The organism is Oceanibaculum sp., from assembly GCF_022449305.1.
GTDB classification, from domain to species: Bacteria; Pseudomonadota; Alphaproteobacteria; order Oceanibaculales; family Oceanibaculaceae; genus Oceanibaculum; species Oceanibaculum indicum.
In genome coordinates this window covers 1-24,405 of the sequence record NZ_JAKUSO010000017.1, presented here as the reverse complement: position 1 = coordinate 24,405, position 24,405 = coordinate 1, and the positions used below count along the sequence as shown (strand labels likewise).

The 24,405-nt window shown below is 65.9% G+C and carries 26 protein-coding genes; 11 read left to right on the top strand and 15 right to left on the bottom strand.

The window, feature by feature from the left end; all coding sequences use genetic code 11:
* Positions 1–7: 7 nt before the first annotated feature.
* From MK313_RS07540 to MK313_RS07515, 6 genes are all read left to right on the top strand, one after another.
* Positions 8–403, top strand: a complete 396-nt coding sequence (locus MK313_RS07540; protein WP_287780695.1) for a response regulator — start codon at positions 8–10, stop codon at positions 401–403.
* A gap of 184 nt (positions 404–587) precedes the next feature.
* The gene (locus MK313_RS07535; protein WP_287780694.1) at positions 588–2,381 is read left to right on the top strand and encodes a peptide ABC transporter substrate-binding protein; all 1,794 of its coding nucleotides are present in this window, start codon (positions 588–590) and stop codon (positions 2,379–2,381) included.
* Between the two features lie 72 nt (positions 2,382–2,453).
* Positions 2,454–3,413: an ABC transporter permease gene (locus MK313_RS07530; protein WP_008945450.1), complete on the top strand. Its 960-nt coding sequence runs from the start codon at positions 2,454–2,456 to the stop codon at positions 3,411–3,413.
* 7 nt (positions 3,414–3,420) lie between these two features.
* Entirely contained in the window at positions 3,421–4,320 is a 900-nt protein-coding gene (locus tag MK313_RS07525; RefSeq protein WP_287780693.1) for an ABC transporter permease, read from the top strand.
* A 13-nt stretch (positions 4,321–4,333) separates the two neighbouring features.
* Positions 4,334–5,326 carry an ABC transporter ATP-binding protein gene (locus MK313_RS07520; RefSeq protein WP_287780692.1) on the top strand — a complete coding sequence of 331 codons (993 nt, stop codon included), beginning with the start codon at positions 4,334–4,336 and terminating at the stop codon, positions 5,324–5,326.
* 18 nt (positions 5,327–5,344) lie between these two features.
* Positions 5,345–6,319, top strand: a complete 975-nt coding sequence (locus MK313_RS07515) for an ABC transporter ATP-binding protein (protein WP_287780691.1) — start codon at positions 5,345–5,347, stop codon at positions 6,317–6,319.
* 2 nt (positions 6,320–6,321) lie between these two features.
* Here MK313_RS07515 and MK313_RS07510 read toward each other — a convergent pair whose 3' ends face one another.
* The 3 genes from MK313_RS07510 to MK313_RS07500 form a co-directional block, all read right to left on the bottom strand.
* Positions 6,322–6,672 carry a hypothetical protein gene (locus tag MK313_RS07510; RefSeq protein ID WP_287780690.1) on the bottom strand — a complete coding sequence of 117 codons (351 nt, stop codon included), beginning with the start codon at positions 6,670–6,672 and terminating at the stop codon, positions 6,322–6,324.
* 12 nt (positions 6,673–6,684) lie between these two features.
* A complete protein-coding gene (locus MK313_RS07505) occupies positions 6,685–8,019 on the bottom strand; it encodes an FAD-dependent oxidoreductase (RefSeq protein ID WP_287780689.1) in 1,335 nt (444 codons plus the stop codon).
* Positions 8,020–8,180: 161 nt separating this feature from the next.
* Positions 8,181–8,924: a cyclic nucleotide-binding domain-containing protein gene (locus MK313_RS07500; RefSeq protein ID WP_287780688.1), complete on the bottom strand. Its 744-nt coding sequence runs from the start codon at positions 8,922–8,924 to the stop codon at positions 8,181–8,183.
* Positions 8,925–9,092: 168 nt separating this feature from the next.
* Between MK313_RS07500 and MK313_RS07495 the strand changes: the two genes are divergently transcribed.
* Complete coding sequence (locus MK313_RS07495; protein WP_008945457.1) at positions 9,093–9,545, top strand: hypothetical protein; 453 nt, start codon at positions 9,093–9,095, stop codon at positions 9,543–9,545.
* On the opposite strand, the gene MK313_RS07490 is transcribed toward MK313_RS07495, so the two are convergent.
* The 4 genes from MK313_RS07490 to MK313_RS07475 are packed head-to-tail and all read right to left on the bottom strand — an operon-like array spanning position 9,542 to position 16,805.
* On the bottom strand, positions 9,542–12,220 hold the full coding sequence (locus tag MK313_RS07490; protein WP_287780687.1) for a bifunctional acetate--CoA ligase family protein/GNAT family N-acetyltransferase: 2,679 nt from the start codon (positions 12,218–12,220) through the stop codon (positions 9,542–9,544). The two genes, MK313_RS07495 and MK313_RS07490, sit on opposite strands and share 4 nt — an antisense overlap.
* Before the next feature lie 21 nt (positions 12,221–12,241).
* Positions 12,242–13,696 (bottom strand): alanine/glycine:cation symporter family protein, encoded by a 1,455-nt coding sequence (locus tag MK313_RS07485; RefSeq protein WP_287780686.1) that lies wholly within the window; start codon positions 13,694–13,696, stop codon positions 12,242–12,244.
* Positions 13,693–15,306, bottom strand: a complete 1,614-nt coding sequence (locus MK313_RS07480) for an MBL fold metallo-hydrolase (protein ID WP_287780685.1) — start codon at positions 15,304–15,306, stop codon at positions 13,693–13,695. The genes MK313_RS07485 and MK313_RS07480 overlap by 4 nt, the downstream gene beginning before the upstream one ends.
* Positions 15,303–16,805: a thymidine phosphorylase family protein gene (locus MK313_RS07475; protein ID WP_287780684.1), complete on the bottom strand. Its 1,503-nt coding sequence runs from the start codon at positions 16,803–16,805 to the stop codon at positions 15,303–15,305. The genes MK313_RS07480 and MK313_RS07475 overlap by 4 nt, the downstream gene beginning before the upstream one ends.
* 103 nt (positions 16,806–16,908) lie before the next feature.
* Between MK313_RS07475 and MK313_RS07470 the strand changes: the two genes are divergently transcribed.
* Entirely contained in the window at positions 16,909–17,220 is a 312-nt protein-coding gene (locus tag MK313_RS07470; RefSeq protein ID WP_121220652.1) for an ArsR/SmtB family transcription factor, read from the top strand.
* Between the two features lie 10 nt (positions 17,221–17,230).
* On the opposite strand, the gene MK313_RS07465 is transcribed toward MK313_RS07470, so the two are convergent.
* The 8 genes from MK313_RS07465 to MK313_RS07430 all read right to left on the bottom strand — a co-directional run bounded on the left by MK313_RS07465 (position 17,231) and on the right by MK313_RS07430 (position 22,671).
* Entirely contained in the window at positions 17,231–17,659 is a 429-nt protein-coding gene (locus MK313_RS07465) for a CBS domain-containing protein (RefSeq protein ID WP_008945463.1), read from the bottom strand.
* 163 nt (positions 17,660–17,822) lie between these two features.
* Positions 17,823–18,278, bottom strand: a complete 456-nt coding sequence (locus tag MK313_RS07460; RefSeq protein WP_287780683.1) for a DoxX family protein — start codon at positions 18,276–18,278, stop codon at positions 17,823–17,825.
* Entirely contained in the window at positions 18,275–19,033 is a 759-nt protein-coding gene (locus tag MK313_RS07455; RefSeq protein ID WP_287780724.1) for a DNA-binding domain-containing protein, read from the bottom strand. The genes MK313_RS07460 and MK313_RS07455 overlap by 4 nt, the downstream gene beginning before the upstream one ends.
* A 1-nt stretch (position 19,034) precedes the next feature.
* The gene (locus tag MK313_RS07450) at positions 19,035–19,895 is read right to left on the bottom strand and encodes a DUF692 domain-containing protein (RefSeq protein ID WP_287780682.1); all 861 of its coding nucleotides are present in this window, start codon (positions 19,893–19,895) and stop codon (positions 19,035–19,037) included.
* Positions 19,896–19,957: 62 nt separating this feature from the next.
* Positions 19,958–20,266 carry a DUF2282 domain-containing protein gene (locus MK313_RS07445; RefSeq protein ID WP_416054113.1) on the bottom strand — a complete coding sequence of 103 codons (309 nt, stop codon included), beginning with the start codon at positions 20,264–20,266 and terminating at the stop codon, positions 19,958–19,960.
* 229 nt (positions 20,267–20,495) lie between these two features.
* Positions 20,496–21,155: an aspartate/glutamate racemase family protein gene (locus MK313_RS07440; RefSeq protein WP_287780681.1), complete on the bottom strand. Its 660-nt coding sequence runs from the start codon at positions 21,153–21,155 to the stop codon at positions 20,496–20,498.
* Between the two features lie 210 nt (positions 21,156–21,365).
* Entirely contained in the window at positions 21,366–22,160 is a 795-nt protein-coding gene (locus tag MK313_RS07435) for an SDR family NAD(P)-dependent oxidoreductase (RefSeq protein ID WP_287780680.1), read from the bottom strand.
* Between the two features lie 25 nt (positions 22,161–22,185).
* Positions 22,186–22,671, bottom strand: coding sequence for a MaoC family dehydratase (locus tag MK313_RS07430; RefSeq protein ID WP_287780679.1), 486 nt, complete (start codon positions 22,669–22,671; stop codon positions 22,186–22,188).
* A 156-nt stretch (positions 22,672–22,827) separates the two neighbouring features.
* Between MK313_RS07430 and MK313_RS07425 the strand changes: the two genes are divergently transcribed.
* Genes MK313_RS07425 through MK313_RS07415 form a run of 3 tightly spaced genes read left to right on the top strand, consistent with a single transcriptional unit; the run spans position 22,828 to position 24,303 of the window.
* Positions 22,828–23,169, top strand: a complete 342-nt coding sequence (locus tag MK313_RS07425; RefSeq protein ID WP_008945471.1) for a hypothetical protein — start codon at positions 22,828–22,830, stop codon at positions 23,167–23,169.
* Between the two features lie 43 nt (positions 23,170–23,212).
* On the top strand, positions 23,213–23,623 hold the full coding sequence (locus MK313_RS07420) for a cupin domain-containing protein (protein ID WP_287780678.1): 411 nt from the start codon (positions 23,213–23,215) through the stop codon (positions 23,621–23,623).
* Entirely contained in the window at positions 23,620–24,303 is a 684-nt protein-coding gene (locus MK313_RS07415; RefSeq protein ID WP_287780677.1) for an RluA family pseudouridine synthase, read from the top strand. Before MK313_RS07420 ends, MK313_RS07415 begins: the two co-directional genes overlap by 4 nt.
* Positions 24,304–24,405 lie beyond the last annotated feature (102 nt).

Below are 24,405 nucleotides of genomic sequence, written 5' to 3'. Positions count from 1 at the left end.
GAGCGCGGTGAGCGTCAATTTCAAGGCACTGAAGATCGTCATCATCGAGGATGAGGATTTCATCCGCGTGCTGATCCGCCGGCTGCTCCATCAGCTTGGCGTGGAGCTGATCTATGAGGCGAAGGAGGGCGGCGAGGGGCTGAAGGAGGTGGTGCGCACCCGCCCTGACATTGTGCTCTGTGACATTCATATGGAGCCGATGGACGGTCTGACTTTCCTGAACCGGCTTCGGTCCCTGCCGATGGGGCTGGTGAAGGACACGCCCGTGGTTTTCCTGACGGCGGATGCACAGCAGGAGACCGTCATGCAGGCGAAGAAACTGTGGGTGAACGGCTATCTGGTGAAGCCCGTCTCCCTGCAATCGCTGGAAAGGCGGATCGTCAGCATCCTGGCAGTGGCCTGATTTTCAAGGCTTTTTGGCTGACGCCTGATCCCGGATTCCAGCATTGCAATAAAATAGTAAGGGGCATGCAAAAAGGGGGTGCGTGACGGTTAATGCTACATTAGCATGTCATTGCTCCTTACAGTTTCCATCCCGGAGTCGGTGGGGGCATTCACTCGAAACCACAATCGAGGGGGAGGTTCTCATGAAAGAACGGGAACTCAGGGGGCTTATCAATAAGGTCAAGCAGGGCAAGCTGTCGCGACGCGGCTTCATTTCCCGCATGGTGATGCTGGGGCTGACCGCCCCGCTGGCCAGCCAGATGCTGTTGTCTTCCGGTGTCGCGCTGGCGCAGGGCGCGATGGAGTACAAGCCGACCAAGGCCGGCGGCGGCGGCACGCTGAAGCTGCTGTGGTGGCAGGGTCCGACGCTGCTGAACCCGCATTTCGCGACCGGCACCAAGGACCAGGACGGCTCGCGTGTTTTCTATGAGCCGCTGGCTGCCTGGGCGCCGGACGGCACGCTAATTCCGATCCTGGCGGCGGAAATCCCGACGCGGGAAAATGGCGGCCTGTCCGAGGATGGCAAGACCGTCACCTGGAAGCTGAAGCAGGGTGTGACCTGGCATGACGGGCAGCCCTTCACCGCCGATGATTGCGTGTTCAACTGGGAATATGGCCGCGATCCGGCGACCGCCTCGGTGACCAGCGGCACCTACCGCGATGTCGAGGTGGAGAAGGTCGATACCCACACCGTGAAGGTGATGTTCAGCAAGCCAACGCCGTTCTGGGCCGATGCCTTCGTCGGCAATCGCGGCTGCCTCATCCCGAAGCATCTGTTCGCGGAGTATGCCGGGGCGAAGTCGCGCGAGGCGCCCGCCAACCTGGCGCCGGTCGGCACCGGCCCGTTCAAGTTCGTCGAGTTCAAGCCGGGCGATCTGGTGCGCGGCGAGCGCAACCCGAACTACCACGTGCCCAACATGCCCTATTTCGATGCCATCGAGATGAAGGGCGGCGGCGATGCGGTTTCGGCGGCACGCGCAGTCATCCAGACCGGCGAATACGACTATGCCTGGAACATGCAGGTCGAGGATTCGATCCTGAAGCGGCTGGAAGATGGCGGTCGCGGCAAGGTCATCGTCTTTGAGGGCGGCTCCATCGAGCATATCCAGCTGAACAACACCGATCCCTGGACCGAGGTCGAGGGCGGCGAGCGGTCCAGCATGAAGACCAAGCACCCGTTCCTGACCGATCCGGCGGTGCGGCAGGCGATGAACCTGCTGGTGGACCGCCAGTCGGTGCAGGATCACATCTATGGGCGCGGCGGTGTTGCCACCCGCAACTTCCTGAACAATCCGGAACGTTTCCGCTCCAGCAAGACGGCCTTTGAGTTCAATGTCGAGAAGGCCATCAAGATCCTGGAGGATGGCGGCTGGAAGGTCGGCAGCGGTGGCATCCGCGAGAAGGGTGGCAAGCAGCTGAAGATGGTCTTCCAGACCTCGATCAACGCACCGCGCCAGAAGACCCAGGCCATCGTGAAGCAGGCCTGCCAGAAGGCGGGCATCGAGCTGGAGCTGAAGTCGATCACCGCTTCGGTGTACTTCTCCTCCGATGTCGGCAATCCGGACACCTATACGAAGTTCTATACCGACATCCAGATGTACACGACGACCCAGCCGCAGCCCGATCCGGCGCTGTTCATGAACCAGTTCACCACGTGGGAGATTTCCACGATGGAGAACAAGTGGCAGGGCCGCAACATCACCCGCTGGTACAACGAGGATTACGACAAGCTGTACCGCCAGGCGGAGGGCGAACTGGACCCGGTGAAGCGCGCGGCCTTGTTCATCGCCATGAACGATCTGGTGATCGAGAATGTGGTGAACATTCCGGTGATCTATCGCCCGGGTGTCGCCGCTGCCTCCAACAAGCTGCATTGCCAGCCCAGCGGCTGGGACAGCAGCCTGTGGAATGTGAGGAGCTGGTATCGCGACGCGTGAGAAGTCCATTCCGGATGGGGCCGGCCATGATGGCCGGCCCTTTTTCCCGCTTCTCTGCGGAGTGACCCGACAGTGAGTCAGTATCTCATCCGCCGGCTGCTGGTGGCGCTGCCCAGCCTGCTCGGCATCAGTATCGTGCTTTTCACCGTCCTGGCGCTGGCGCCGGGCGACCCCTTCGAAGAACTTGCCACCAACCCGAACATCCCGCCCGAGGTGCGCGCGAATCTACGCGAGCAGTTCGGCCTGGACGATCCGGTGTGGGAGCGGTATGTCCGCTGGCTGATCGCCATGCTGAACGGCGACTGGGGCTTTTCCTTCGTCAGCCGTGTCGATGTTGACGATCTGATCATGCAGCGCCTGCCAGCGACGCTGATCATCATCGGCCTGTCGCAGCTGCTGGCGCTGGCGATTGCCCTGCCGGTCGGCGTGATCGCCGCGACCCGGCCCTATTCGGTGTTCGACCAGGTCGCCAACACCTTCGCCTTCATCGGCTTCTCGCTGCCGACCTTCTTCACCGGCATCCTGTTCATTCTGATCTTCTCGATCCATCTGGACTGGCTGCCCTTCGTCTATCGCTCGGACGTGGAGGCGACGGGGCTGGCCTGGTTGTGGGAGCATTTCAAGCAGTCGATCATGCCGATCGCCGTGCTGGGCCTGTTCCAGGGGGCATCCTGGACGCGCTTCGTGCGCTCCGCCGTGCTCGACGTGATCCGGCTGGATTACGTGACGACGGCCCGCTCCAAGGGGCTGCGCGAGCGGGTGGTGGTGGTGAAGCATGTGGTGCGCAACGCGCTCATCCCGGTGGTCACGCTGGTCGCATTGCAGATGCCGGTGGTGTTCGGCGGTGCCATCGTCACCGAACAGATCTTCCGCATTCCCGGCATCGGCTCGCTGCTGATCGCCGCCATCCTGGCGAACGACACGCCGGTCATCATGGCCGTCACCTTCGTCTTCGCCTGCCTCGTCATTCTCTTCAACCTCATCGCGGACCTGCTCTATGGCTGGCTCGACCCCCGCATCTCCTACCGCTGACGCGGCCGTGCCGGCCGTTGCCCGGGCGAAGCATATTTCGCCCGCGCATGAGGCATGGCGCCGGTTCCGCCGCCACAAGCTGGCGGTGGCCAGTGCCGCCATCCTGCTGCTGATGGTGCTGGCCGTGCTGATCGGCCCGTTCCTCTGGACGGTGCCGATCAACGAGATCGACTTCTCCTCGCAGCTTGAAGGCCCGTCCTGGAAGCACCCGCTGGGCACCGACGATCTGGGGCAGGACCTGCTGGCCCGCATGCTCTATGGCGGGCGCATCTCGCTGGCGGTCGGGCTGGCGGCCATGCTGGTGGCGGTGCTGGTCGGTACGGTGATCGGCGCCATTGCCGGCATCGCGCGCGGCAGCGTCGACACCGCGCTGATGTGGCTTACCGACCTGTTCCTGTCGCTGCCGCAGCTGCCGCTGCTGCTGCTGGTGATCTACCTGTTCCGCGATGCGCTGAAGGAGATCGCCGGGCCGGAGGTCGGCGTGTTCATCCTGATTGTCATTGTCATCGGCGGGTTGCGATGGATGCCGGTGGCCCGCCTGGTGCGCGCGCAGTTCTTCTCCCTGCGCGAGAAGGAATTCGTCGAGGCGGCGCGGGCGCTGGGTGCTTCCACGCCGCGTGTGGTGGTGCGCCATATCCTGCCCAACTCGCTGGGGCCGGTGATCGTCGCCGGCACCATCGATGTGGCGGCCGCGATCATCGCCGAATCGACCCTGTCCTTCCTGGGGCTGGGCTTCCCGCCGGACATCCCGACCTGGGGCCGGCTGCTGTACGACGCCAAGGATTATCTCGACTTCGCACCGCACTGGGCGATCTTCGCGGGTGCCGCGATCTTCCTGGCGGTGCTCACCATCAATTTCATCGGCGACGGGCTGCGCGATGCGCTCGACCCGCGCAAGGTCATGTAGGGGGAATCCGGGAATGACGGAACCGGCTGCGGGCGGTGACGCCCTGCTGCGCATTCGCGGGCTGAAGACTCATTTCAAGACCGACGATGGCTGGGTGCGCGCGGTGGATGGCGTCGATCTGACGCTGAACCGGGGCGAGACGCTGGGCGTGGTCGGCGAGTCGGGCTGCGGCAAGACCGTCACCGCCATGTCGGTGCTGAAGCTGATCCCGATGCCGCCGGCGAAGATCGTCGAGGGCGAGATCCTCTGGCGTGGCCGCGACATCGTAAAGCTGGATGCCGACGAAATGCGCGACATACGCGCCAAGGAGATCGCCATCGTCTTCCAGGAGCCGATGACCAGCCTGAACCCGGTCTATACGGTGGGTGAGCAGATCGCCGAGGTGGTGCGGCTGCACGAGAATCTCAGCCGCCGCGACGCGATGGACCGGGCGGTGGAGATGCTGCGCCTGGTCAATATCCCGACGCCGGAACGGCGGGTGCGCGACTATCCGCACCAGTTCTCCGGCGGCATGCGCCAGCGCGTGATGATCGCCATGGCGCTGTCCTGCAACCCGCAGCTGCTGATCGCCGACGAGCCGACCACCGCGCTGGACGTGACCATCCAGGCGCAGATTCTCGACCTGCTGGCCGAGATGAAGGAGCGCCTCGGCATGGCGGTCATGCTGATCACCCACGCGATGGGCGTGGTGGCGGAGGTGACGGAGCGCGTCGTCGTCATGTATGCCGGCAAGGTGGTGGAGGAGGCGCCGGTCGAACGCATCTTCGCCAACCCGCTGCATCCTTACACGCAGGGGCTGATCCGCTCGATCCCGCGCATTGACCTGGCCGCGGTGAAGAAGACCCGGCTGGAGGCAATCGGCGGCAGCGTGCCCAGCCTGCTGAACCCGCCGCCGGGATGCCGCTTCGCCGCGCGCTGCAAGCAGGCGCGCCCCGACTGCACGGCGGAAATCCCGCCGTTGCGCGAGATCGAACCGGGCCACAAGGTGGCCTGTGTCCTGTACTGATCCGGAGGATTCGACGCGATGACCGAGCCGCTTCTGAAGGTCCGGGATCTGGTGAAGCATTTCTCCGTGCGCGGCGGCATCCTCGGGCGCGAGGTGGACCGGGTGCATGCCGTGGATGGCGTGAATCTTGAGCTTGCCGCCGGCGAGACGCTGGGCGTGGTCGGCGAGTCGGGCTGCGGCAAATCCACCACCGGGCGCTGCATCCTGCGGCTGATCGAGCCGACCGCCGGCGAGATATGGTTCGAGGGCAAGGATGTCATGGCGATGGGCCGGGGCGAACTGGCCGCGCTGCGCCGTGACATGCAGATCATCTTCCAGGACCCCTACGCCTCGCTGAACCCGCGCATGACGGTGGGGTCGATCATCGGCGAGGCGCTGCTGATCCACAATCTGACGAAGACCCGCCACGAGTTCGAGGACCGCATCGTCGAACTGCTGGAGACGGTGGGGCTCAATGCCGACCATATGCGGCGATACCCGCACGAATTCTCTGGCGGGCAGCGCCAGCGCATCGGCATCGCCCGGGCGCTTGCCGTCAGCCCGAAGCTGGTGGTGTGCGACGAGCCGGTCTCGGCGCTGGACGTGTCGATCCAGGCGCAGGTCATCAACCTGCTGGAGGATCTGCAGGAGAAGTTCAGCCTGACCTACATGTTCATCGCCCACGATCTGTCAGTGGTGGAGCATATCAGCACGCGGGTCGCCGTGATGTATCTCGGCCGCGTGGTGGAGATTGCGCCGGCGAACGAGCTTTATACCAACCCGCTGCACCCCTATACCGAGGCGCTGCTGTCGGCGGTGCCGATCCCCGACCCGACGGTGGCGCGCAAGCGCATCATGCTGCAGGGCGATGTGCCCAGCCCGATCAACCCGCCGCCGGGCTGCCACTTCCACACACGCTGCCCGATCAAGCAGATGCCGCTCTGCGGCACCGAACGGCCGGAACTGAAGCAGACCAAGGACGGACACTGGGTGTCCTGCCATCTGCGCGGCTGACGTTAGCTTCTGGGGCGGGCGGCCAGCCACAGGACCGGCAGCAGGGCGATGCCGACTGCTGCGCCGATGCCGGCGGCACCGCCGATCAGCAGCACATAATCCGCCAGTACCGCGACATGGTGGAAGCCGGCATCGGTCCAGGCCGGTAGCAGCAGCGCCGTCAGGATGGCAGCAACGATCCCGGCCAGCAGCGCCAGGAAACGCGGGCGGGCACGGTCCGGCGGCGGTGCCGTGCGCAAGGCCAGAACCGCCAGCACGGCCCAGATCGCGGCCAGCGCCAGCAGCGCAAAGAACCAGAGCCCGAGGAACTCCAGGGCGGTGAAATAGATATTTCCCATCGACAGGCCGGACATGGCGTTCTCCCCTCAACCGAAGCCGCGCAGCATGGCCGCATAGACCGGGCGCAGCGCCTTTTCCTCGACCATCCAGGCCGCCCAGCTTTCCGCCAGCGGGTCGATCAGCGGCAGGGTCGGGATCAGCCGCCCCTCATAGTCGAACTCGATCAGCATGGCCTGACCGACCCTGGTGATCATCGGGCAGGAGGTATAGCCGTTATAGCGGGCGCTGGGCGGCTTGCCGGCCATGGTGTCGATCAGGTTCTGCACCGCCACGGGCGCCTGCCATTTCACGCTGGCCGCCGTCTTGCCGCGCGGCACGCCATTCACATCGCCGACGCCGAAGATATTGGGGTAGCGGCGGTGCTGCAGCGTGTCGCGGTCCACTTCCAGCCAGCCCTGGGCGGCGAACGGGCCTTCCTTCCAGCTCAGCGGCCCGTCGGCGACTGGCGGCGCGGCGCGCATCGGCGGCACCACATGCAGGAAGTCGTAGCGCATCTCCACGCTCTCCGCGCCGTGGCGGAAGCGGGCGATGCGCCGGCCGGGATCGACCGCTTCCAGCACATGGCTGTAGGCGACCGCGATGTCGCGGCCGGCGAACAGCTCCTTCACCTTCTCGTTCACCGGTTTCACGCTGAACAACGTGCCGTCATGCGCGGCGTAGGTGACCTGTGCGCGCGACCGCATACCGGCCTCGCGCAGCCGGTCATCGGTCAGGAAGGTCATCTTCAGCGGCGCGCCGGCGCATTTCATGTCACCGGGCGGGCGGGTGAACACGGCATCGCCGCCCTGCTCGCGGAACTGCGCCATCGCCTGCCAGGTGTGGAGTGCGCCGTCCGGCCCGGCATAGACGCTGCCGATGCGATGTTCTGTACCGATTAGCCCTGGCTCCATGCCCTCGATCAGGTCGTAGCGCAGATCGAGGCCGGTGGCGACGATCAGGAAGTCGTAGGGCACCGCCGTACCGTCCTGTGCCAGAACCCGGTTCGCCTCCGGGTCGAAGGCGGCGACGCGCGCGCGCACCCAGCGCACGCGGGACGGCATGTAATCCGCATTCGCCCACTGCACCCGTTCCGGACCCCACAGCCCGGCGGCGACCAGCGTGAAGCCGGGCTGGTAGAGGTGGGTGACGCGGTCATCGATCAGGGTGATCTCCGCGCGGTTCAGCCGGCGGGAAAGCTGCGCTGCCACGGCCAGGCCGGCGGCCCCTGCGCCGGCAATGGCGATGCGCACAGCCTTGTCTTGCGCGATGGCCTGCGACGACCTGCCCAGAGGCGCTGCCATAAGGGCACTACCCGCCGTGGCGGCCAGAGTGGCTTTCAGGAAGGCGCGGCGGTTCAGTCCGGGGACGCTGAAATCAGACATAGGCATGCTCCTCCATCCGCGGGCATCAGCCAGAGGCCGCGCCCCACCGTTATCGGCTTATATTTGAAAACATAAAGATGAGAGGTCCACCTGGCTTTGATCTGAATCAAGAGGCCGGGGAAGAGGATTGTGCCGCGTAACAGACCGGGAAAAGCCCCGGGTCAGCCCTGTTCCGCCATCTCTTCCAGCGCGTCGAAATCGCGGATGTCGATATGGCTGGAGGGCAGCAGGGCGATCACACCGCTCTGCTTCATCTTGGTGAAGACGCGGCTGGTGGTCTCAATGGTGAGGCCGAGATAATCACCGATTTCCGACCGGTTCATCGCCAGCGGGATCGGGGTCGGCTTCTGGCCCCGCCGTTCCGCCCGCTTCGAGAGCATCAGCAGGAAGGAGGCCAGCTTCTCCTGCGCCGTCTTGCGGCCCAGCAGGACCATCTGGTCCTGCGCCGCCGCCAGCTCGTTGCTGGCCATGCCGAACAACCGCTGCTCCATCGCCGGGAACTTCTCCAGCGCCTCCTGCAGGGCGGGGCGCTTGAACCGGCACAGCGTCGCTGGCGTCAGTGCCTCGGCGCTGTAGCGATAGCTCTTGTCGTTGCCCAGCCCCAGGAAATCGCCGGGGAACAGGAAGCCGGTCACCTGCCGCCGCCCGTCGGCCAGCAGCCGATAGACCATCATGGTGCCGGCGGTGATGTTGAACAGATGGTCGGCGGGGTCGCCTTCGCTGAACAGCGTGTCGCCGGGCTCCAGCGACCGCTCGCTGACGATGCTGACCATATGCTGCAGATCGTCATGCGTCAGCGGCGCGCAGATGGTCAGGCCACGGACCTGGCAGGCATTGCAGGGCGAGCCGAGCGCGCCTTCCTGCCAGTCGCAGTGGATTTTTCCCGTGTTCGCCATGCCGGTCATCAGAACCACCCTTTCGCCGAAAAGCCCGGATGCTCTTCGGGATCAGCAGGCCATTTTTGAGCGCCAGGTTCCAGTGCGTCTTCGGAACTGCAGCGTTGATGCAAATCAATGCCCCACTATCCGGACGATATCAGTATGGCCGCTACCGTACAACAGGAGGTGGCAGGCTTGCGCGCGTTCTCGATACGCCCGGTGACAGCGGATCTGGTCGGACAGGCCTTTCCTGTCGTGCAGGCGGCTGCGCCGGATGTCACGCTGGAACAGTGGCGCGCCTTTGCGACAAACCCGCCCGGCGAGAACGGCATGGGGCTGGTCGGCGTGTTCAACGAGCAGGATTACATCGTCGGCCTGTTTGCCTATCGGCGAGAACCGCATCTTCAGCATGGGCGCATCCTGCGCATCTGCCATCTGGCGGCGGTCGATCTCGTCGATTCGGAGCCTGTCCTGCAGGCCCTGCTCCAGGCGATCGAAGATCAGGCCAAGGCGCAGGACTGCTCGGCGATCCTGATGGCGACGCCCGCCAGCTACCTGAAGGTGGCGGCGCACTGGATGCATCCGCTGTTTGCGGCCCGCGGCTATCTGCTGGACAGCACGCAGATCCGCAAGATGCCGCCTTCCTAAATAGGCAGCACCATGCGGACCAGGGTGGGGTCTTCCTCCGACTCCATCGCGGTGAACCCCAGATCGCGGCAAAGCTGCAGCATCGGCTGGTTCTCGCGCAGCACATCGCCGAACACCTCGCGCACGCCGCGCTGTTTTGCCTGCGCGATGATGAGTTTCATCAGCCCATAGCCGATGCCGCGCCCCTTCAGGTCGCTGCGCACCAGGATGGCGTATTCGGCGCGCTCATTGTCCGGGTCGCAGCTGATGCGCACCACGGCGGAGATTTCCTCTTCCTGTTCCGGGGGCTCCTCCGGGCTGGCGATCAGCGCCATCTCGCGGTCATAGTCGATTTGTGTCAGGCGGGCGGCCAGCGCCAGGGGCAGCGACTTAAGCGGCTGGAAGAAGCGCATGCGGATATCCTCCGGCGCCAGCCGTGCGAACAGCGCCTGCAGCGCCGGACCATCTTCGGGCCGGATCGGCCGCACGGCAAAGCGGCTGCCGTCGCGCACGACCATTTCCTGCTCCAGCTCCTGCGGATAGGGCCGGATCGCCAGCCTTGCGGTACCGCGCCGGGCCGGCTGCGCCACCCGGATGCGGGCATCCAGTGCGATCACGCCCTTCTCGTCGGCCAATAGCGGATTGATGTCCAGCTCGGCGACTTCGGCGAAGTCGCAGACAAGCTGCGATATCTTGATGAGGGTCAGCGCAATGGCGTCCAGATCGGCAGCGGGCCGGTCGCGATAGCCGCGCAGCAGCCGGATGATCCGGGTCTCCTCCATCGTCTCGCGGGCCAGCTTCATGTTCAGCGGCGGCAGGGCGAGCGCCTTGTCGTCCAGCAGCTCGACCGCGGTGCCACCCTGGCCGAACAGCAGCACCGGGCCGAACTGGCGGTCATCGACCATGCCGACGATCAGCTCATGCGCGTGCGCGCGGCGGATCATCGGCTGCACGGTGAAGCCCTCCAGCCGGGCCTCAGGCTGCCTGCGCCGGATGGTGGCCAACATCGCCTCAGCCGCCTGCCGGGTTTCCTCCGACGTCTCCAGATTCAGTGCCACACCGCCGGCATCGGATTTGTGGGTGATGTCGGGCGACAAGATCTTCAGCGCCACCGGCCCAGCCATCTCCTCCGCATGGGTGGCGGCCTCGGCCGGGGTGCGGGCGATGCGGGTCGGCACCACAGGCACCTGATAGGCGGCGAGCACCTGCTTGGCTTCCGATTCCGACAGCCAGTCGCGGCCCTCAGCCAGCATGGCGCGCAGGATGGTGCCCGCGCGGTCCCGGTCCGGCGCGAAATTCTCCGGCAGCGAGGGCGGCGTCTCCATCAGCAGCGCCTGGTTGCGCCGGAAGCGCACCAGATCCATGAAGCCGCGTACCGCCTGTTCCGGCGTATGGTAGGTCGGGATGCGCTGTTCGGTGAACAGGTGGCGCGCGTCGGCCGCCGCCGGATCGCCCAGCCAGTTGGTCAGCAGGGTGCGCTTCGACTCCTTCGCGGTCTCGATGATGGCACGGGCGACCTCGGTGCTGTCGGCCACTGCCGTCGGGCAGTTCAGCACCAGCACGGCATCGTTGTTCGGGTCGGCCAGCAGCGCCTTCAGCGCTGCGGCATAGCGCGCCGGCGGGGCGTCGCCAATGATGTCCACCGGATTGCCGCGCGACCAGGTGGCTGGCAGCGCCGCATCCAGAACCGCCAGGGTCGCGGGCGCGAGGTCGGCCAGCGTGCCCTCGAAGTCGATCAGCGCATCGGTCGCCAGCACGCCGGGCCCGCCGCCATTGGTCAGGATCGCCAGCCGCTCTCCCTGCGGCGGGCGGGCCGTCGCCAGCGTCTCCACCGCGTCGAACAGTTCGCGCATCTCATAGACGCGCAGCGCCCCGGCACGCCGGAAGGCGGCGTCATACACCGCATCGGCGCCGGCCAGGGCGCCGGTGTGCGAGGCGGCGGCCCGGGCGCCTTCGGCATGGCGGCCGGCCTTGATGATGATGACCGGCTTCAGGCGGGCGCAAGCCCGCGCCGCCGACATGAATTTCCGGGCGTCGGTGACCGCCTCGATATAGAGCAGCACCGCCTTGGTGGCGGGATCGGCGGCGAGGTAATCCAGCATGTCGCCGAAATCCACATCCGCCATGTCGCCCAGCGAGACGAACTGCGAGAAGCCGATGCCGCGCGAGGCCGCCCAGTCCAGTACGGCGGTCACCATTGCGCCCGACTGGGTGACGAAGGCGATGTCGCCGGCTCGCGGTGCGATATGCGCGAAGCTGGCGTTCAGGCCGGCGCCAGGCGCCATGATGCCCAGGCAGTTCGGTCCGACGATGCGCAGCAGATGCGGTTTTGCCGCGTCCAGTGCCGCCTGGCGCAGCGTGCCGCCCTGCCCATCATCGGCGCCAAGCCCGGCGGTGATGACGATGGCGGCCCGCGTGCCGCGCGCGCCCAGATCAGCTATCAGTCCGGGCACGCTGTCCGGAGGCGTGCAGATCACCGCGAGATCCGGCGTCACCGGCAGGCCGGCAACATCCGGATAGGCCAGCACCCCCTCCACCGCCCGGTGGTGCGGGTTCACCGGCATCACCGGTCCCCTGAACCCGGCGTTGAAAAGGTTGCGGGCAACCACCGCGCCCACCGATCCGGCGCGCGTGCTGGCGCCGATCAGCGCCACCGAGGCGGGCTTGAAGAGATAATCGAGATTGCGGACGCTCATGGCCGTCTCCTGCGGGGTCGATCAGCGTTTGTTGAGGCCGCGCGCCTCATAGTCGCGCAGTGCCGCCCGAATCACCGGGGCCAGGATGTACAGCCCGGCCAGATTGGCGAGCGACATGGCGAAGATCATCGAATCGGAGAATTCCAGCACCGATTCCAGGTTCATCGTCGCGCCGATCACCACGAAACCGCAGAAGATCAGCTTGAACAGGATATCCAGGCTGCGGCTCTCGCCCAGCAGATAGCTCCAGCATTTCACGCCATAATAGGACCAGGCGATCAGGGTGGAGAAGGCGAACAGGTTGACCGCCAGCGCCAGCACGACCGGAAACCAGGAAAAGGCGCTGGCGAAGGCGCTGGAGGTTAGCGCCACGCCGTTAACCGCGCCGGGTGGCGGCACGACGCCGGTGACAATGATGACCAGCGCCGTCAGGGTGCAGATCAGCACCGTGTCGATGAAGGGCTCCAGCAGCGCGACATAGCCCTCGGTCACCGGCTCCTTCGTCTTCACCGCCGAATGGGCGATGGCGGCGGAGCCGATACCGGCCTCGTTGGAGAAGGCGGCACGCCGGAAGCCCTGGATCAGCGTGCCGAGAAAGCCGCCCGCGACCCCTTCCGGCGAGAAGGCGCCGCTGACGATCAAGCCGAAGGCCCAGGGTATCCGGTCGTAATTCAGGATCAGGATGAGCAGGGCGGCGGTGCAGTAAATCGCCGCCATCAGCGGCACCAGCTTCGAGGTGACCCGCGCGATGGAGCGAATGCCGCCGATGATGACGAGGGCAACCAGCACCGCCGCGATCAGCCCGTAGAGCCAGGCCTTGTCGGCGAAGAAGCTGCCATCGCCGCCGGTCGCCGCGACGAACTGGCTGTAGGCCTGGTTCACCTGGAACATGTTGCCGCCGCCCAGCGCCCCGCCAACGCAGCACACTGCGAAGAAGGCTGCCAGCATCCGGCCCAGCCGGGGCAGGCCGCGATCCGCCAGCCCGTGGCTGAGATAGTGCATCGGGCCGCCGGAAACCGACCCGTCGGGATGCACACGCCGGTACATCACGCCCAGCGTGCATTCGGCGAATTTCGAGGACATGCCTAGCAGGCCGGCGAGGATCATCCAGAAGGTTGCCCCCGGCCCGCCAACCGAGACGGCGACCGCAACGCCGGCAATGTTGCCGAGGCCGACCGTGGCAGCCAGCGCCGTGGTCAGCGCCTGAAAATGCGAAACTTCGCCCGGGATGCTTTGGGGCGCGCGGCTGGGTTCGTGCACCTTGCCGGTGACCAGCCGGACGGCATGGCGGAAGCCGCGCAGATTGACGAAGCCGAGATATCCCGTGAAGAAGCAGGCGCCGAGGATCAGCCAGACCACGATCAGGCTGACATCCGCGCCGGCGATGCGCACCGAATAGAACACCAGGCCGGCCACCGCATCGGCATAGGGCGACAGCCCCCCGTCGATCCAGCTGTCCAGCGAGGCAAGGTTCATTGCGGGGCCGCTTCGATCATGCGCTGCAGCTTGCGCATCAGGCGGCGGCGCGCGGCGTCGTCCTCCATGCCGCGCAGCCGGCGCTGCACATCCAGCATCAGGCGGGCATAGTCATTGTGCCAGTCATGCCCGGCCAGCGCCTCCGCCTCGGCATAGCGGTCAAGGCGGCGGGGCGCGCCATCCTGCGGGATGCGCGCGGGCCGCTTGCCATCCAGCCGGTAGGCCTCGTCGATATGCGGCACGGTGACAGCGGGCAGCTCCTCCTTCCAGCCGGCGATGGCGGCGCGCAGGCTGGCTGCGGCATCCAGCTCGCCATGCGTCAGGAACAGGCCGCGCCGGACCGGCAGCCGGTCGCGCAGCCAGTCCAGCAGCTCGTCATGGTCGGCATGGCCGGAATAGATTTCCAGCTTTCGGATGCGCGCCTTTACCGCGATCTCGTCGCCCTGGATGCGCACCCTGCGCTCGCCGGCTTCCAGCAGCGCGCCCAGCGTGCCCGGCGCCATATAGCCGATCAGCAGCACGGTGGCGTTGGCGCGCCACAGATTGTTCTTCAGGTGATGGCGGATGCGCCCGGCATCGCACATGCCGCTGGCGGAGATGATGATGGCGCCGCCCTTCACCTTCTCGATCCGCATGCTTTCCTGGACCGTGCGGGTGAAGCGCACATTGCCGGCGGCGAAGGGCTGCTTCGTCGTCGCCTCGATGCCGTTGCCGGCCTGCAGGAAACGGTCGAAGACATGGGTGATCTGGGTGGCAAGTGGCGAATCCACGAAGATCGGCACGCTGGGCACGGTGCCGTCGGCAATCAGCCTGTTCAGGTCGGCCAGCAGTTCCTGCGTGCGCTCCACCGCGAAGGCGGGGATGACCAGGTTGCCGCCGGCGGCCAGCGCCGCATTCACCTCGCCGGCAAGCACGGCGCGGCGCTGCAGCGGGTCCAGTTTCGGCCGGGTGCGCCCGCCATAGGTCGATTCCATGACCAGAATGTCGATGTCGCGCGGTGCTTCCGGGCTTTTCACCAGCGCCTTGTGCTCCGGCCCGATATCGCCGGAGAACAGCAGCTTCAGCGGCTTGCCGCCGTCCTGCGCCACCGCCAGCTCGATAGAGGCTGCGCCCAGTATATGGCCGGCATTCCAGAAGCGTGCGCGCACGCCGGGGACGGCCTCGAACCAGCTCTCATAGGGCTGCGTCTCAAGCTGTTCCAGCGCGTCCTGCGCGTCCTGCTGGGTGTAGATCGGCCGCAGCGACGGCAGGCCACGGCGCTGGTTGCGCCGGTTCAGCCGCTCCACCTCCATCTCCTGGATGGAGCCGGAATCCGGCAGCATGAAGCGCAGCAGCTCCGCCGTGCCCTCGGTGGCGATGACCGGGCCCCTGTAGCCGGCCTTGGTCAGGCGGGGGACCAGCCCGCTATGGTCGATATGGGCATGGGTCATCAGCACGGCATCGATGGCGCGCGGGTCGAACGGCCAGGGCTCGTAATTCAGCTGCTTCAGCGTCTTGTCGCCCTGGAACATGCCGCAATCGATCAGCAGCGTCTTGCCGCCGGCCTCCAGCCGGTAGCAGGAGCCGGTGACGGTGCCGGCGGCGCCGTGAAAGGTGAGGGTGATGCTCATGCCGTCTCCACCATGCCATCGACGAGATAGCCGCTATCCTGTCCCGCCAGTTCGGCGGCGAAATCCAGATCCGCCTTCAGTCCGGCATGGATGCGGTAGAGCGGTTCGCCCTTGCTCACCGTGTCGCCGGCCTTCTTCAGCAGATCGACGCCGGCCGCCTTGAAGGAGGGCGCGCCGGCCATGCGCGCGACGCGGGCGATGCGCAGGCAGTCGATGGCCTCCACCATGCCGGCGCGCGGGGCCAGCACCTCGCTCGACAGGCTGCTGGCGGCGAGACCATTCCCGCTAGGGCCCTGGGCCTCGATGATGCGTTCCATCGCGCGCAGCGCCGCGCCGCTTTCCAGCAATACGCGGGCGCGGCGGATGCCCTGGCCGCCCTTTACATTGCGGTCGCTCTCGATTAGCGCGCCGGCCAGCAGCAGGCTGCGTTCGCGCAAATCCGCCGGCGCGTCCGGCTCGTTGCGCAGCACTGCCATGACGTCGCGCGCTTCCAGCACCGGCCCGACTCCGCGCCCGATGGGCTGGCTGCCATCGGTGATGATGGTCTCCAGCATCAGGCCCAGCGCGCCGGCGATATGTTCGAACAGCTTGCGCAACCGGATCGCCTCGGCCTGTGAGCGCACCTTGGCGGTGGGGCCGACCGGGATGTCGAGCACGAGGTAGCGCGAGCCGGCGGTCAGTTTCTTCGACAAAATGGACGCCACCATCTGCTCGCGTGTGTCGATGCCGAGCGGGCGTTCGACGGTGATCATCACATCGTCGGCGGGCGACAGATTCACCCGCCCGCCCCAGACCAGGCAGCCGCCGATACGCTCCACGATGGCGCGCATCTCGTCGGTCTCGATATCGACGCGGGCCAGCACTTCCATCGTGTCGGCGGTGCCGGCGGGCGAGGTGATGGCGCGCGAGGAGGTCTTGGGGATGACCAGGCCATGCGCCATCACCAGCGGCACCAGGATCATCGAGGTGCGGTTGCCGGGAATGCCGCCGATGCAGTGCTTGTCCACCACCCATTTGTCGCCCCAGTCCAGCCGGTGGCCGACTGCGGCCATGGCGCGGGTCAGGTTCAGCACCTCCTCCGTGGTCATGAAGCTGGCGCAGGCCACCAGGAAGGCGGCGATCTCCATCTTGGAATAGCGCAGCGCGGCGATGTCGCGGATCACGGCGGTATAGTCACCGGCCGACAGGATATGGCCCTGCGCCTTGGCGCGCACGGCCTCCAGGCTTTCCAGCGGCCTTGGGTGTTCGATGCAGACCGGCGTGCCTTCCGGCAGGCGGAACAGGCGGAAGGCCTCCTCCGACAGGCCCAGCTCGCCTGGCGTCAGCAATTCGGGGTCATCGACGATGTTCAGCGTCGCAGGCATCTGCCTGTCCGGGCCGACAACCTCGATCTTGGCCAGCGCCTGGAATTCCTCCGGCTGATAGACGGTACAGCCGCGATTGAGATAGGCGATGCTCTCGCGGTGGGTGTCGATGCTGATGCGCTTCAGTTTCAACATGGCTTTCCCATAGCGGGGAAAGGCAGCCCATGCCCTTGATCCACATCAAGGACCGCGCATCTTGCCCGCACGGAAAGACTTCCATATATACGAAGAAATGGAAATGACGCGACTATCGGCGGCGGCGGAACAGGCGAGCGAGCTGCTCAAGGCCCTGTCCAACCCGACGCGCCTGAAAATCCTGTGCACGCTGGTCGAATCGGAAAAGTCGGTCGGTCAGATCGCAGAGGCGCTGGATGTGCGGGAAAACAATGTCTCCCAGCACCTGGCGCTGCTGCGCAAGGACCGGCTGGTGCGGACCCGGCGGGAAGGCCAGACGATCTATTACAGCATCGACGATCCGGCGGCGCAGCAGGTCATCGCCCTGCTGCACGATCTGTTCTGCGGGCCGGAGGAGCTTTCCCGGCAGCGCTAAGGGCGGGCCGTCAGCCGCCGCTCACATAGGCCGCCATCTGGCGCACTTCCTCCTGCGCTTCCTCCAGCCGCCATTTCACCACATCGCCGATCGAGATCATGCCGGCGAGGCGCCCATCCGCGACCACCGGCACATGACGGAAGCGGCCGCTGGTCATCAGCTCCATCACATCGCTGATCGACTGGTCGGGCCGGCAGGTCACCACCTTTGCGGTCATCAGCCGGGAGACCGGACCGTCCAGACAGGCAGCCCCTTCGGCGGCCAGCGTGCGCACGATGTCACGCTCGGACAGGATGCCGGCGATCTTCTCCCTGTCCATCACCAGCACGGAGCCGATACGCTTTTCCGCCAGCAGCTTCGCCGCGTCGGACACTGGCAGCGAGGGCGGCACGGCAACGACGTCGGCCCCTTTCGTCTTCAGAATGTCGGAAACCAGCATGGCCTTCTCCTCCCGTCCGTTTCAGGCGGGTACCCGGAAGCCACGCGGAAGAGACAGCGCCGGAGCCGGGCGACCCGATTCCTCATAGACGTATCTTTGTTGTCTAATATTCCGATGATGGCGCGGAATATCCGGCTTGGCAATCTTAGGTGAGGAAGGCAGGTCAGCCCTGCAGGCGCTGCAGGATCAGATGGTCCAGCGAGAAGCGGCCCGGCCCCAGTACCAGCACGGCGAACAGGATCGTCGCCCAGAACATATGGTGCGACACCCAGGCGTCGGGATAGACGAAAAGCTGGATCACCATGGTCATGGTCAGCAGCCCCAGCGCGCCGAGGCGCGTCGCCAGCCCCAGCACCAGCAGCACAGGCAGGATATGTTCGGCCAGCGTGGCGAGATGGGCGGACAGCACCGGGAAGGGCAGGCCGTATTCATGCTCGAACAGGAAAAAGGCAGAAGGGCTGGGGGCGAAGATGTTCCAGCCCTCCACCTTGGTGCGCGCCGAGGCCCAGAACACCCAGGCGACCGGCAGGCGCAGTGCCAGCAGGGCGAAAGGCTGGAGGGCGGCCTGCAGCCGGTCCGTGATGGCCTGGCCGGTGGAGAGAAGCTGGTGTGGCGTCATGATCTGTATTCCTCCGGCAGGGCAAGGATCGGCAGGGCGGCGAGCTTCTGGAAGCGGGCGACCAGCCCCTCGGCCGCATGCTGCGGCGAGCAGGCCTCGGCTATACGGGCAAGGGTCCAGCCAGCCTTGAGCCGGCGCAGCAGTTGTAGCTCAGCAGGCTCGATCCCGGTCAGCCGGACGGCATGTCCGACGCGATAGATCAGCACGGATTGCGGCCGATCCTCGATTTCCCCGCCGCCATTGCTATCGCCGCTGTTGGCAGCATGGATATCCAGGGCGGGATAGCGCGAGGCGACCAGCCGCACGGCGGGATGCAGGGGCAGCGGCGTTTCCGCCAGCGCCTCGCCCAGCGCCAGCAACTGCTCCGGCGTGGCGGCAGGCGCATCGGCGGCGTGCAGCACATCTAGTGTGGAGCGTTCCAGCCGGGCCACATCGGCCAGATAGGGCAGGCTTCGGGCTGGCGGAAACCGGTACAGGAAAGCCGGGAAACGATCGCCATAGTGGGTCAGGCTGCGTGCGCGCGGCAGGTTCTCCGCCACATAAAGCCGCGCCATCGCGAAGAAGAACTCCTCCCCGACCAGCCGCTGGACCACCGGATAGGCATCGGCCAGCGCCTGCACCAGCCCGTGATGCACATTGTTCAGATAGACCGCGAAGCGCCGTGCCAGCGGGTGGGTGCCTTGCGGATCGCCGGTGAGGCCGGCGGGCGGCGCATCCTGAAGGCGCAATGCTGTTGCGAAGGAAGTCTGCTGCACTTCAAGCAAGGGCCGGCTCCCGCGCCAGCGCGGCCAGAAGGGCGTCGGCCTTCTGCACCTCGGCTTCTAGCACCGGCCAGGCCGGCACGTCAGTGTCCCATTCCACCAGCGTCGGGCGCGGGCCGATACGGGCAATCAGCGCCTCGTAGAGTTGCCATACCGGGTCCGGCACGGCGGTGGAATGGGTGTCGATCAGCAGTTCGCCTTCCGGGTGGCGCTCAATGCTATGGCCGGCCAGATGGATCTCGCCGATCAGATCGCTCGGAAAAGCATCGAGATAGGCGGCGGGGTCAAAGCCCATATTGCACCCGCTGACATAGGCGTTGTTCACGTCCAGCAGTAGGCCGCAGCCGGTGCGCCGGGCGAGCGCGATGAGGAAATCGGCCTCTTCCAGTTCCGCCCCCTCGAAGCCGGCATAGAGTGAGGGGTTCTCGATCAGCAGCGGTCGGCGCAGCACATCCTGCGCGATGGCGACGTTGCGGCAGACGATCTCCAGCGCCTCGCCGGTCATTGGCAGCGGCAGCAGATCGGCGAAATAGGTGCCGCCCTCGGCTGACCAGGACAGGTGATCGGAGACGAGGCCAGGCTCGAACCGGTCGATCAGCTGGCGAAAATTCTTCAGATGCTCCAGGTCGGGCGGCGTCACGCTGCCCAGCGACAGCCCCACGCCATGCAGCGACAGCGGATAATCGGCGCGCAGCCGGTCGAGGGTCGCGAGGCGCGGCCCGCCTTCGACCATGTAATTCTCGGGATGGACCTCGAACCAGCCCACATCCGGCCGGGTGCCGGCGATCTCGCCGGCATGCTCCAGCTTGAAGCCAGCGCCGGCGCGGCAGGGAATGTCAGGGGGGCCAAAGCTCATGGCGTGTCTCGCGGAAAGCGAAAGGGCGGCACCGCTGGCACCGCCCTTTCCGGGGTTCCGGGTCAGCTCGGCAGGTTGCGGTTCAGCGCGCTCAGGCTGCCTTTCACTTCCTTGCCGTCCATCGTCTTGATGACCATGGATTCGCAGGTGCCCTTCGGGACCAGCTTCCAGGCATTGCCCTGATAATCCACCTTCGAGGTGCCGGCGCAGGTGGTGCCGGGGCCGGCGGCGCAGTCGTTCTTGCCGGCGAGGGAAACGCCGTAGCACTTCTCCATATTGGCGGACTGGGCCTGCACGCCGTTGGCGGCGGTCAGGGTCAGGGCGGAAACCAGGGCGGCGCCCAGGGCCATGCTGTTGAACTTCATCATCATCCTCCATTGTCGCGGCGAGCGGCGGTCGCCGCGTGTTCCGCAAAGTCGTTCTGTTCAGCAATGAATACTGGGCGCAGTTTTATTTAACCTTCGCCCGTTTATTGCCGGATCAGAATGGCGAATTACTGTGGAGGTGGAAAATCAACAGCCATCACGCTGATGTGAGGCGTGCGTGATCTCTTGAGAAGCCCGGAAAATCTCTGAAAAAAGGCGATGGCCGTTTTGAATTCTAGAACAGTCCGCGCAGTTTCGTGACCGCGCTGTCCGGGGTCGTGAACACCGGCAGGCCAGTGGCCTCCGCGATCGGCTTCGCCATATGCGCCAGCGAGAACTGCCCCAGCACCAGCGCATCCAGCGCCGGCAGTTTCTTCGCCGCCTCCAGCGCCAGCCGGTCATGCTCGGCGGTGTTGCCGGATTGCAGCGCGGCGATAGCGCCCTCGACCAGGATGCAGTGGATATCGAGCGGCTTGCCCTTCTGCGCGGCGATGGCGGTCATCTCGTCGCCCAGCAGCTTCAGCGACACCGGGAAGGTAACCATCAGGCCGATGCGGCTGCCCTTTTCCAGCGCCGCCTCGAAGGCCGCCTCGCTGGGGCTGAACACCGGAATGGAAAGGTCCCGCTTCACCGCCTCGATGGCCGGGCCGAAGGCGGAGCAGGTGAACTGGATGGCATCCGCCCCGGTGCCGGCGGCATAGCGCCCCAGCGTCAGGAAGCGCTCGATCATGTCGTCGGTCAGCTTGCCGGCGGCGGCCACATCGGCCGACAGCGAATCGTCCAGCAAATTGAAGATGCGGGCCTGCGGCCAGCCGGCTTCGAAGGCGCGCCAGGCAGGCACCTGCGATTCGCGCAGCGCGTGGATCAGCATGATGCGGGGCGTGGGGTCGGTCATGACATACCTGTCTGCTTGTTTGTTCGGTAAAGACTATTGCGGTTCACTCTACCCGTCATTCCCGCACTTGTTGCGGGAATCCAGACCTCCGCTCGCTCAGGCGTCACCGGTGCAAGCTGGACCCTGAACCCCCGGGACAAGCCCGGGGGTGACGGCCGGAGGGTTTTTCGACTGGCGCCGCGACATCAGCCTCGTCGGGAAAAGCCAGGCTCAGGGGGTCGTGGCGGTGATGCCGCCATCGACGACGATTTCGGTCGCGGTCACGTATTTCGCCTCGTCGGAGGCGAGGAACAGCACGGCGTTGGCGATGTCCCAGGCCTCGCCCATATGGCCCATCGGCACCTGCGCATTGCGCTTGGCGACGAAGCCGTCGAAATCGCCGCCGGCATATTTGTCGGCCAGCCTAGTCACCAGCGGGGTGAAGATCAGGCCCGGCACCACGCAGTTCAGGCGCACCTTCTTCGCCGCATGGATGACGGCGGTGGTCTTGGTGAACTGGATCAGCGCCGCCTTCGCCGCCGCATAGGCAACCTGCGGCTTGCCGATATAGCGCAGCCCCGCGACCGAGGAGATATTTACGATGGCCCCGCCACCCTGGCGCTCCATGACGGGAATCGCCGCCTTGCAGCCATTATAGGCGCTGGTCAGGTTCAGCTGCAGCTGCCGGTCCCAGACCTCCGGTGCCATCTCGACCGGGCCGCCCGGCTCCGACTGGCCGACATTGTTCACCAGAATGTCGAGCCGCCCGTGGCGTTCGACGATGCCATCCACCAATGCCTGCACCTGCTTGAGGTCGGTGACGTCGCAGCTGGCGACCTCGCAGATTCCGCCCTCGCCCTCAATGATCTTCTTCGTCTCCTCGGCGGCGGCGAGGTTGATATCGACGCCGATGACAATCGCCCCCTGCCGCGCGAACAGCGTGGCGATGGCCTTGCCATTGCCCCAGCCGGGGCCGCTGGAACCACAGCCGGTGACCAGCGCCACCTTGCCTTTCAGACTGAGCATTCTTCTGTTTTCCTTCGTTTCCGGATCAATCCTGCCGTTGGGCCTGCGCCCGCCGCTTCAGCAGCCGCAGCGGCGTATAGACCAGCACCTCGCGCCCGTCCTGGTCGCGCACGCTGTTGCGGGTGCGCACGAGGCCACGGTCGCCGCGCGAGGTCAGTCTATGCTCGATCACCTCGCAGAACACGGTGATGGTATCGCCCACGCGGGTCGGCGCCTTCACGTCCAGCTCCATATGCAGGAAGGCAAGGCCGGTATCCTGCATCATCGGCAGCATCAGCCCTTCGCAGAAGGAATAGACCAGCGCCCCCGGCACCACGCGCTCGGTCAGCGCCATCTCGCCGCGATGCGCGGTGTTGGTGAACAGCTCCTCGGTCAGCCAGGTCATGTTGCAGAAATTGACCAGATCGGCCTCGGTCAGCGTGCGGCTGGCGGTGCGGAACCGCATGCCCTGATGCAGATCCTCGAAATGAAAGCCGACCCCGATTTTCGGGATGTCGTTGCCGTCGCTCATTCTGGGTTCCTCGGTGCTTTATTTCTTTGCGCGGAACGGTAAGGGCTGAAACCGGAGACCGCCAGTGTCTTCGTGGCATGGCTTGGTCTCTCTCGACATTGGGCGGCGCGGGTCCAGTATAAGAGGAATTGTTGCAAACAATGCTGAGGTTGCCCCGTGGCCAGGACTCTGCCCTATACCGCCCGCACGCAAAGTGGCGAGACGCTCGATTTTTCCTTTCCGCTGCACAAGGACACAGCCTCGCCGATGCGGGTGTCGCAGCTGGTGACGACGATCCTGGGCGCGCTCGATCAGGATGTGCGCACGCTGGGCGAGACGGCGAATGGCGATGTGCTGCAGGCGCTGGCGATGGCGCTGGCGGTGCGCACGGCGATGATCCCGGCCCCGGCGCTGACCACCACCGCGATGGCGCATCAGCTGGTCGATGAGGCGCTGGGCGCGGTGGAAACCGCCACTCACTCCGGCCCCGACGCCAGCCCCGATAGCGGAACCGCCTGATCCTCATTAGGATGGCGGCAACCGACAGACGGGGGAGGAGATAATGGCCGAACGGGACAAGCCGGCAAAACGCCCGGCCGATGATTTCGTGGTGACGCATGCCGATGAGGCCGGCTTCGATGGCGGGTTGCGCGAATTCTTCGATTATCGCGATCTCGGCATGGCTGGGGTCAGCGGCGGCAAGGTGCAGGCGCATGTGATCCGTGCCAAGGACGGCCACAAGGCGACCGGCGGCTGGCACTACCACATCCTCGATTTCCAGATGGTCTATGTGCTGAAGGGCTGGGTGCGCTTCGAGTATGACGGCGTCGGCGAGGTGGTGCTGAAGCCCGGCTCCTGCGTCTATCAGCCGCCCGGCATCAAGCACCGCGAGATCGAGCATTCGGCGGATCTGGAGCTGATCGAGATCGTCAGCCCGGCCGAGTTCGAGACCGTGGCGATCGAGGCACCGTGAGTCCTGAACAATTGCAGGCCCGCGTGCTGTATCGCGACGGGCTGATGCTGATCATCGACAAGCCGGCGGGCCTGCCCTGCCATGCCGGACCGAAAGGCGGCCCCAATCTGGAGGCGCAGTTCGACGCGCTGCGCTTCGGCTTGCCGAAACCGCCGGCGCTGGCGCACCGGCTGGACCGCGACACCAGCGGCTGCCTGGTGCTGGGCCGGCACCGCAAGGCACTGGCGAAGCTGGGCCGGCTGTTCTCCTCGGGCGGCATCGACAAGACCTATTGGGCCATCGTCTCCGGCGGCCCGGCGGAGGATGCCGGCCATATCGACAGGCCGCTGTCGAAACTGAACAAGAAGAGCGGCTGGAAGATGGTGGTCGATCCGCAAGGCCAGCCCTCGCAGACCGATTTCCGCGTGCTGGGCCGTTCGGAAGGTATATGTTGGCTGGAGCTGAAGCCGCTGACTGGCCGCACCCATCAGCTGCGCATCCATTGTTCCTCGATGGGCTGGCCGATCCTCGGCGATCCGGTTTATGGACCCGTGCCGGGCGATACCGGCGGCGTGCCGCTGCATCTGCATGCCCGCGCGGTCAGCGTGCCGCTCTATCCGAAGCGCGATGCAGTCTCCGTCACCGCCGAACCGCCCGCGCATATGCTGAAGGCGCTCCGGGCGTGCGGGTATACGGAGTGATTCCCCCTCACCCGGCGCGCGGGCGCTCGCCACCCACAACCGCGAGGGGAGCGGGTGGGTGTGAATGGGGTTATGTTTATGGATGTACAGGGGGAGGGCGCG

Excerpts from the sequence above, each read along its gene's own strand:
- MK313_RS07535 (WP_287780694.1), top strand. The coding sequence starts at position 588 with ATGAAAGAACGGGAACTCAGGGGGCTTATCAATAAGGTCAAGCAGGGC.
- MK313_RS07520 (WP_287780692.1), top strand. The coding sequence starts at position 4,334 with ATGACGGAACCGGCTGCGGGCGGTGACGCCCTGCTGCGCATTCGCGGG.
- MK313_RS07515 (WP_287780691.1), top strand. The coding sequence starts at position 5,345 with ATGACCGAGCCGCTTCTGAAGGTCCGGGATCTGGTGAAGCATTTCTCC.
- MK313_RS07510 (WP_287780690.1), bottom strand. The coding sequence starts at position 6,672 with ATGTCCGGCCTGTCGATGGGAAATATCTATTTCACCGCCCTGGAGTTC.
- MK313_RS07505 (WP_287780689.1), bottom strand. The coding sequence starts at position 8,019 with ATGTCTGATTTCAGCGTCCCCGGACTGAACCGCCGCGCCTTCCTGAAA.
- MK313_RS07500 (WP_287780688.1), bottom strand. The coding sequence starts at position 8,924 with ATGACCGGCATGGCGAACACGGGAAAAATCCACTGCGACTGGCAGGAA.
- MK313_RS07490 (WP_287780687.1), bottom strand. The coding sequence starts at position 12,220 with ATGAGCGTCCGCAATCTCGATTATCTCTTCAAGCCCGCCTCGGTGGCG.
- MK313_RS07485 (WP_287780686.1), bottom strand. The coding sequence starts at position 13,696 with ATGAACCTTGCCTCGCTGGACAGCTGGATCGACGGGGGGCTGTCGCCC.
- MK313_RS07480 (WP_287780685.1), bottom strand. The coding sequence starts at position 15,306 with ATGAGCATCACCCTCACCTTTCACGGCGCCGCCGGCACCGTCACCGGC.
- MK313_RS07475 (WP_287780684.1), bottom strand. The coding sequence starts at position 16,805 with ATGTTGAAACTGAAGCGCATCAGCATCGACACCCACCGCGAGAGCATC.
- MK313_RS07470 (WP_121220652.1), top strand. The coding sequence starts at position 16,909 with ATGACGCGACTATCGGCGGCGGCGGAACAGGCGAGCGAGCTGCTCAAG.
- MK313_RS07465 (WP_008945463.1), bottom strand. The coding sequence starts at position 17,659 with ATGCTGGTTTCCGACATTCTGAAGACGAAAGGGGCCGACGTCGTTGCC.
- MK313_RS07460 (WP_287780683.1), bottom strand. The coding sequence starts at position 18,278 with ATGACGCCACACCAGCTTCTCTCCACCGGCCAGGCCATCACGGACCGG.
- MK313_RS07450 (WP_287780682.1), bottom strand. The coding sequence starts at position 19,895 with ATGAGCTTTGGCCCCCCTGACATTCCCTGCCGCGCCGGCGCTGGCTTC.
- MK313_RS07445 (WP_416054113.1), bottom strand. The coding sequence starts at position 20,266 with ATGATGATGAAGTTCAACAGCATGGCCCTGGGCGCCGCCCTGGTTTCC.
- MK313_RS07440 (WP_287780681.1), bottom strand. The coding sequence starts at position 21,155 with ATGACCGACCCCACGCCCCGCATCATGCTGATCCACGCGCTGCGCGAA.
- MK313_RS07435 (WP_287780680.1), bottom strand. The coding sequence starts at position 22,160 with ATGCTCAGTCTGAAAGGCAAGGTGGCGCTGGTCACCGGCTGTGGTTCC.
- MK313_RS07430 (WP_287780679.1), bottom strand. The coding sequence starts at position 22,671 with ATGAGCGACGGCAACGACATCCCGAAAATCGGGGTCGGCTTTCATTTC.
- MK313_RS07420 (WP_287780678.1), top strand. The coding sequence starts at position 23,213 with ATGGCCGAACGGGACAAGCCGGCAAAACGCCCGGCCGATGATTTCGTG.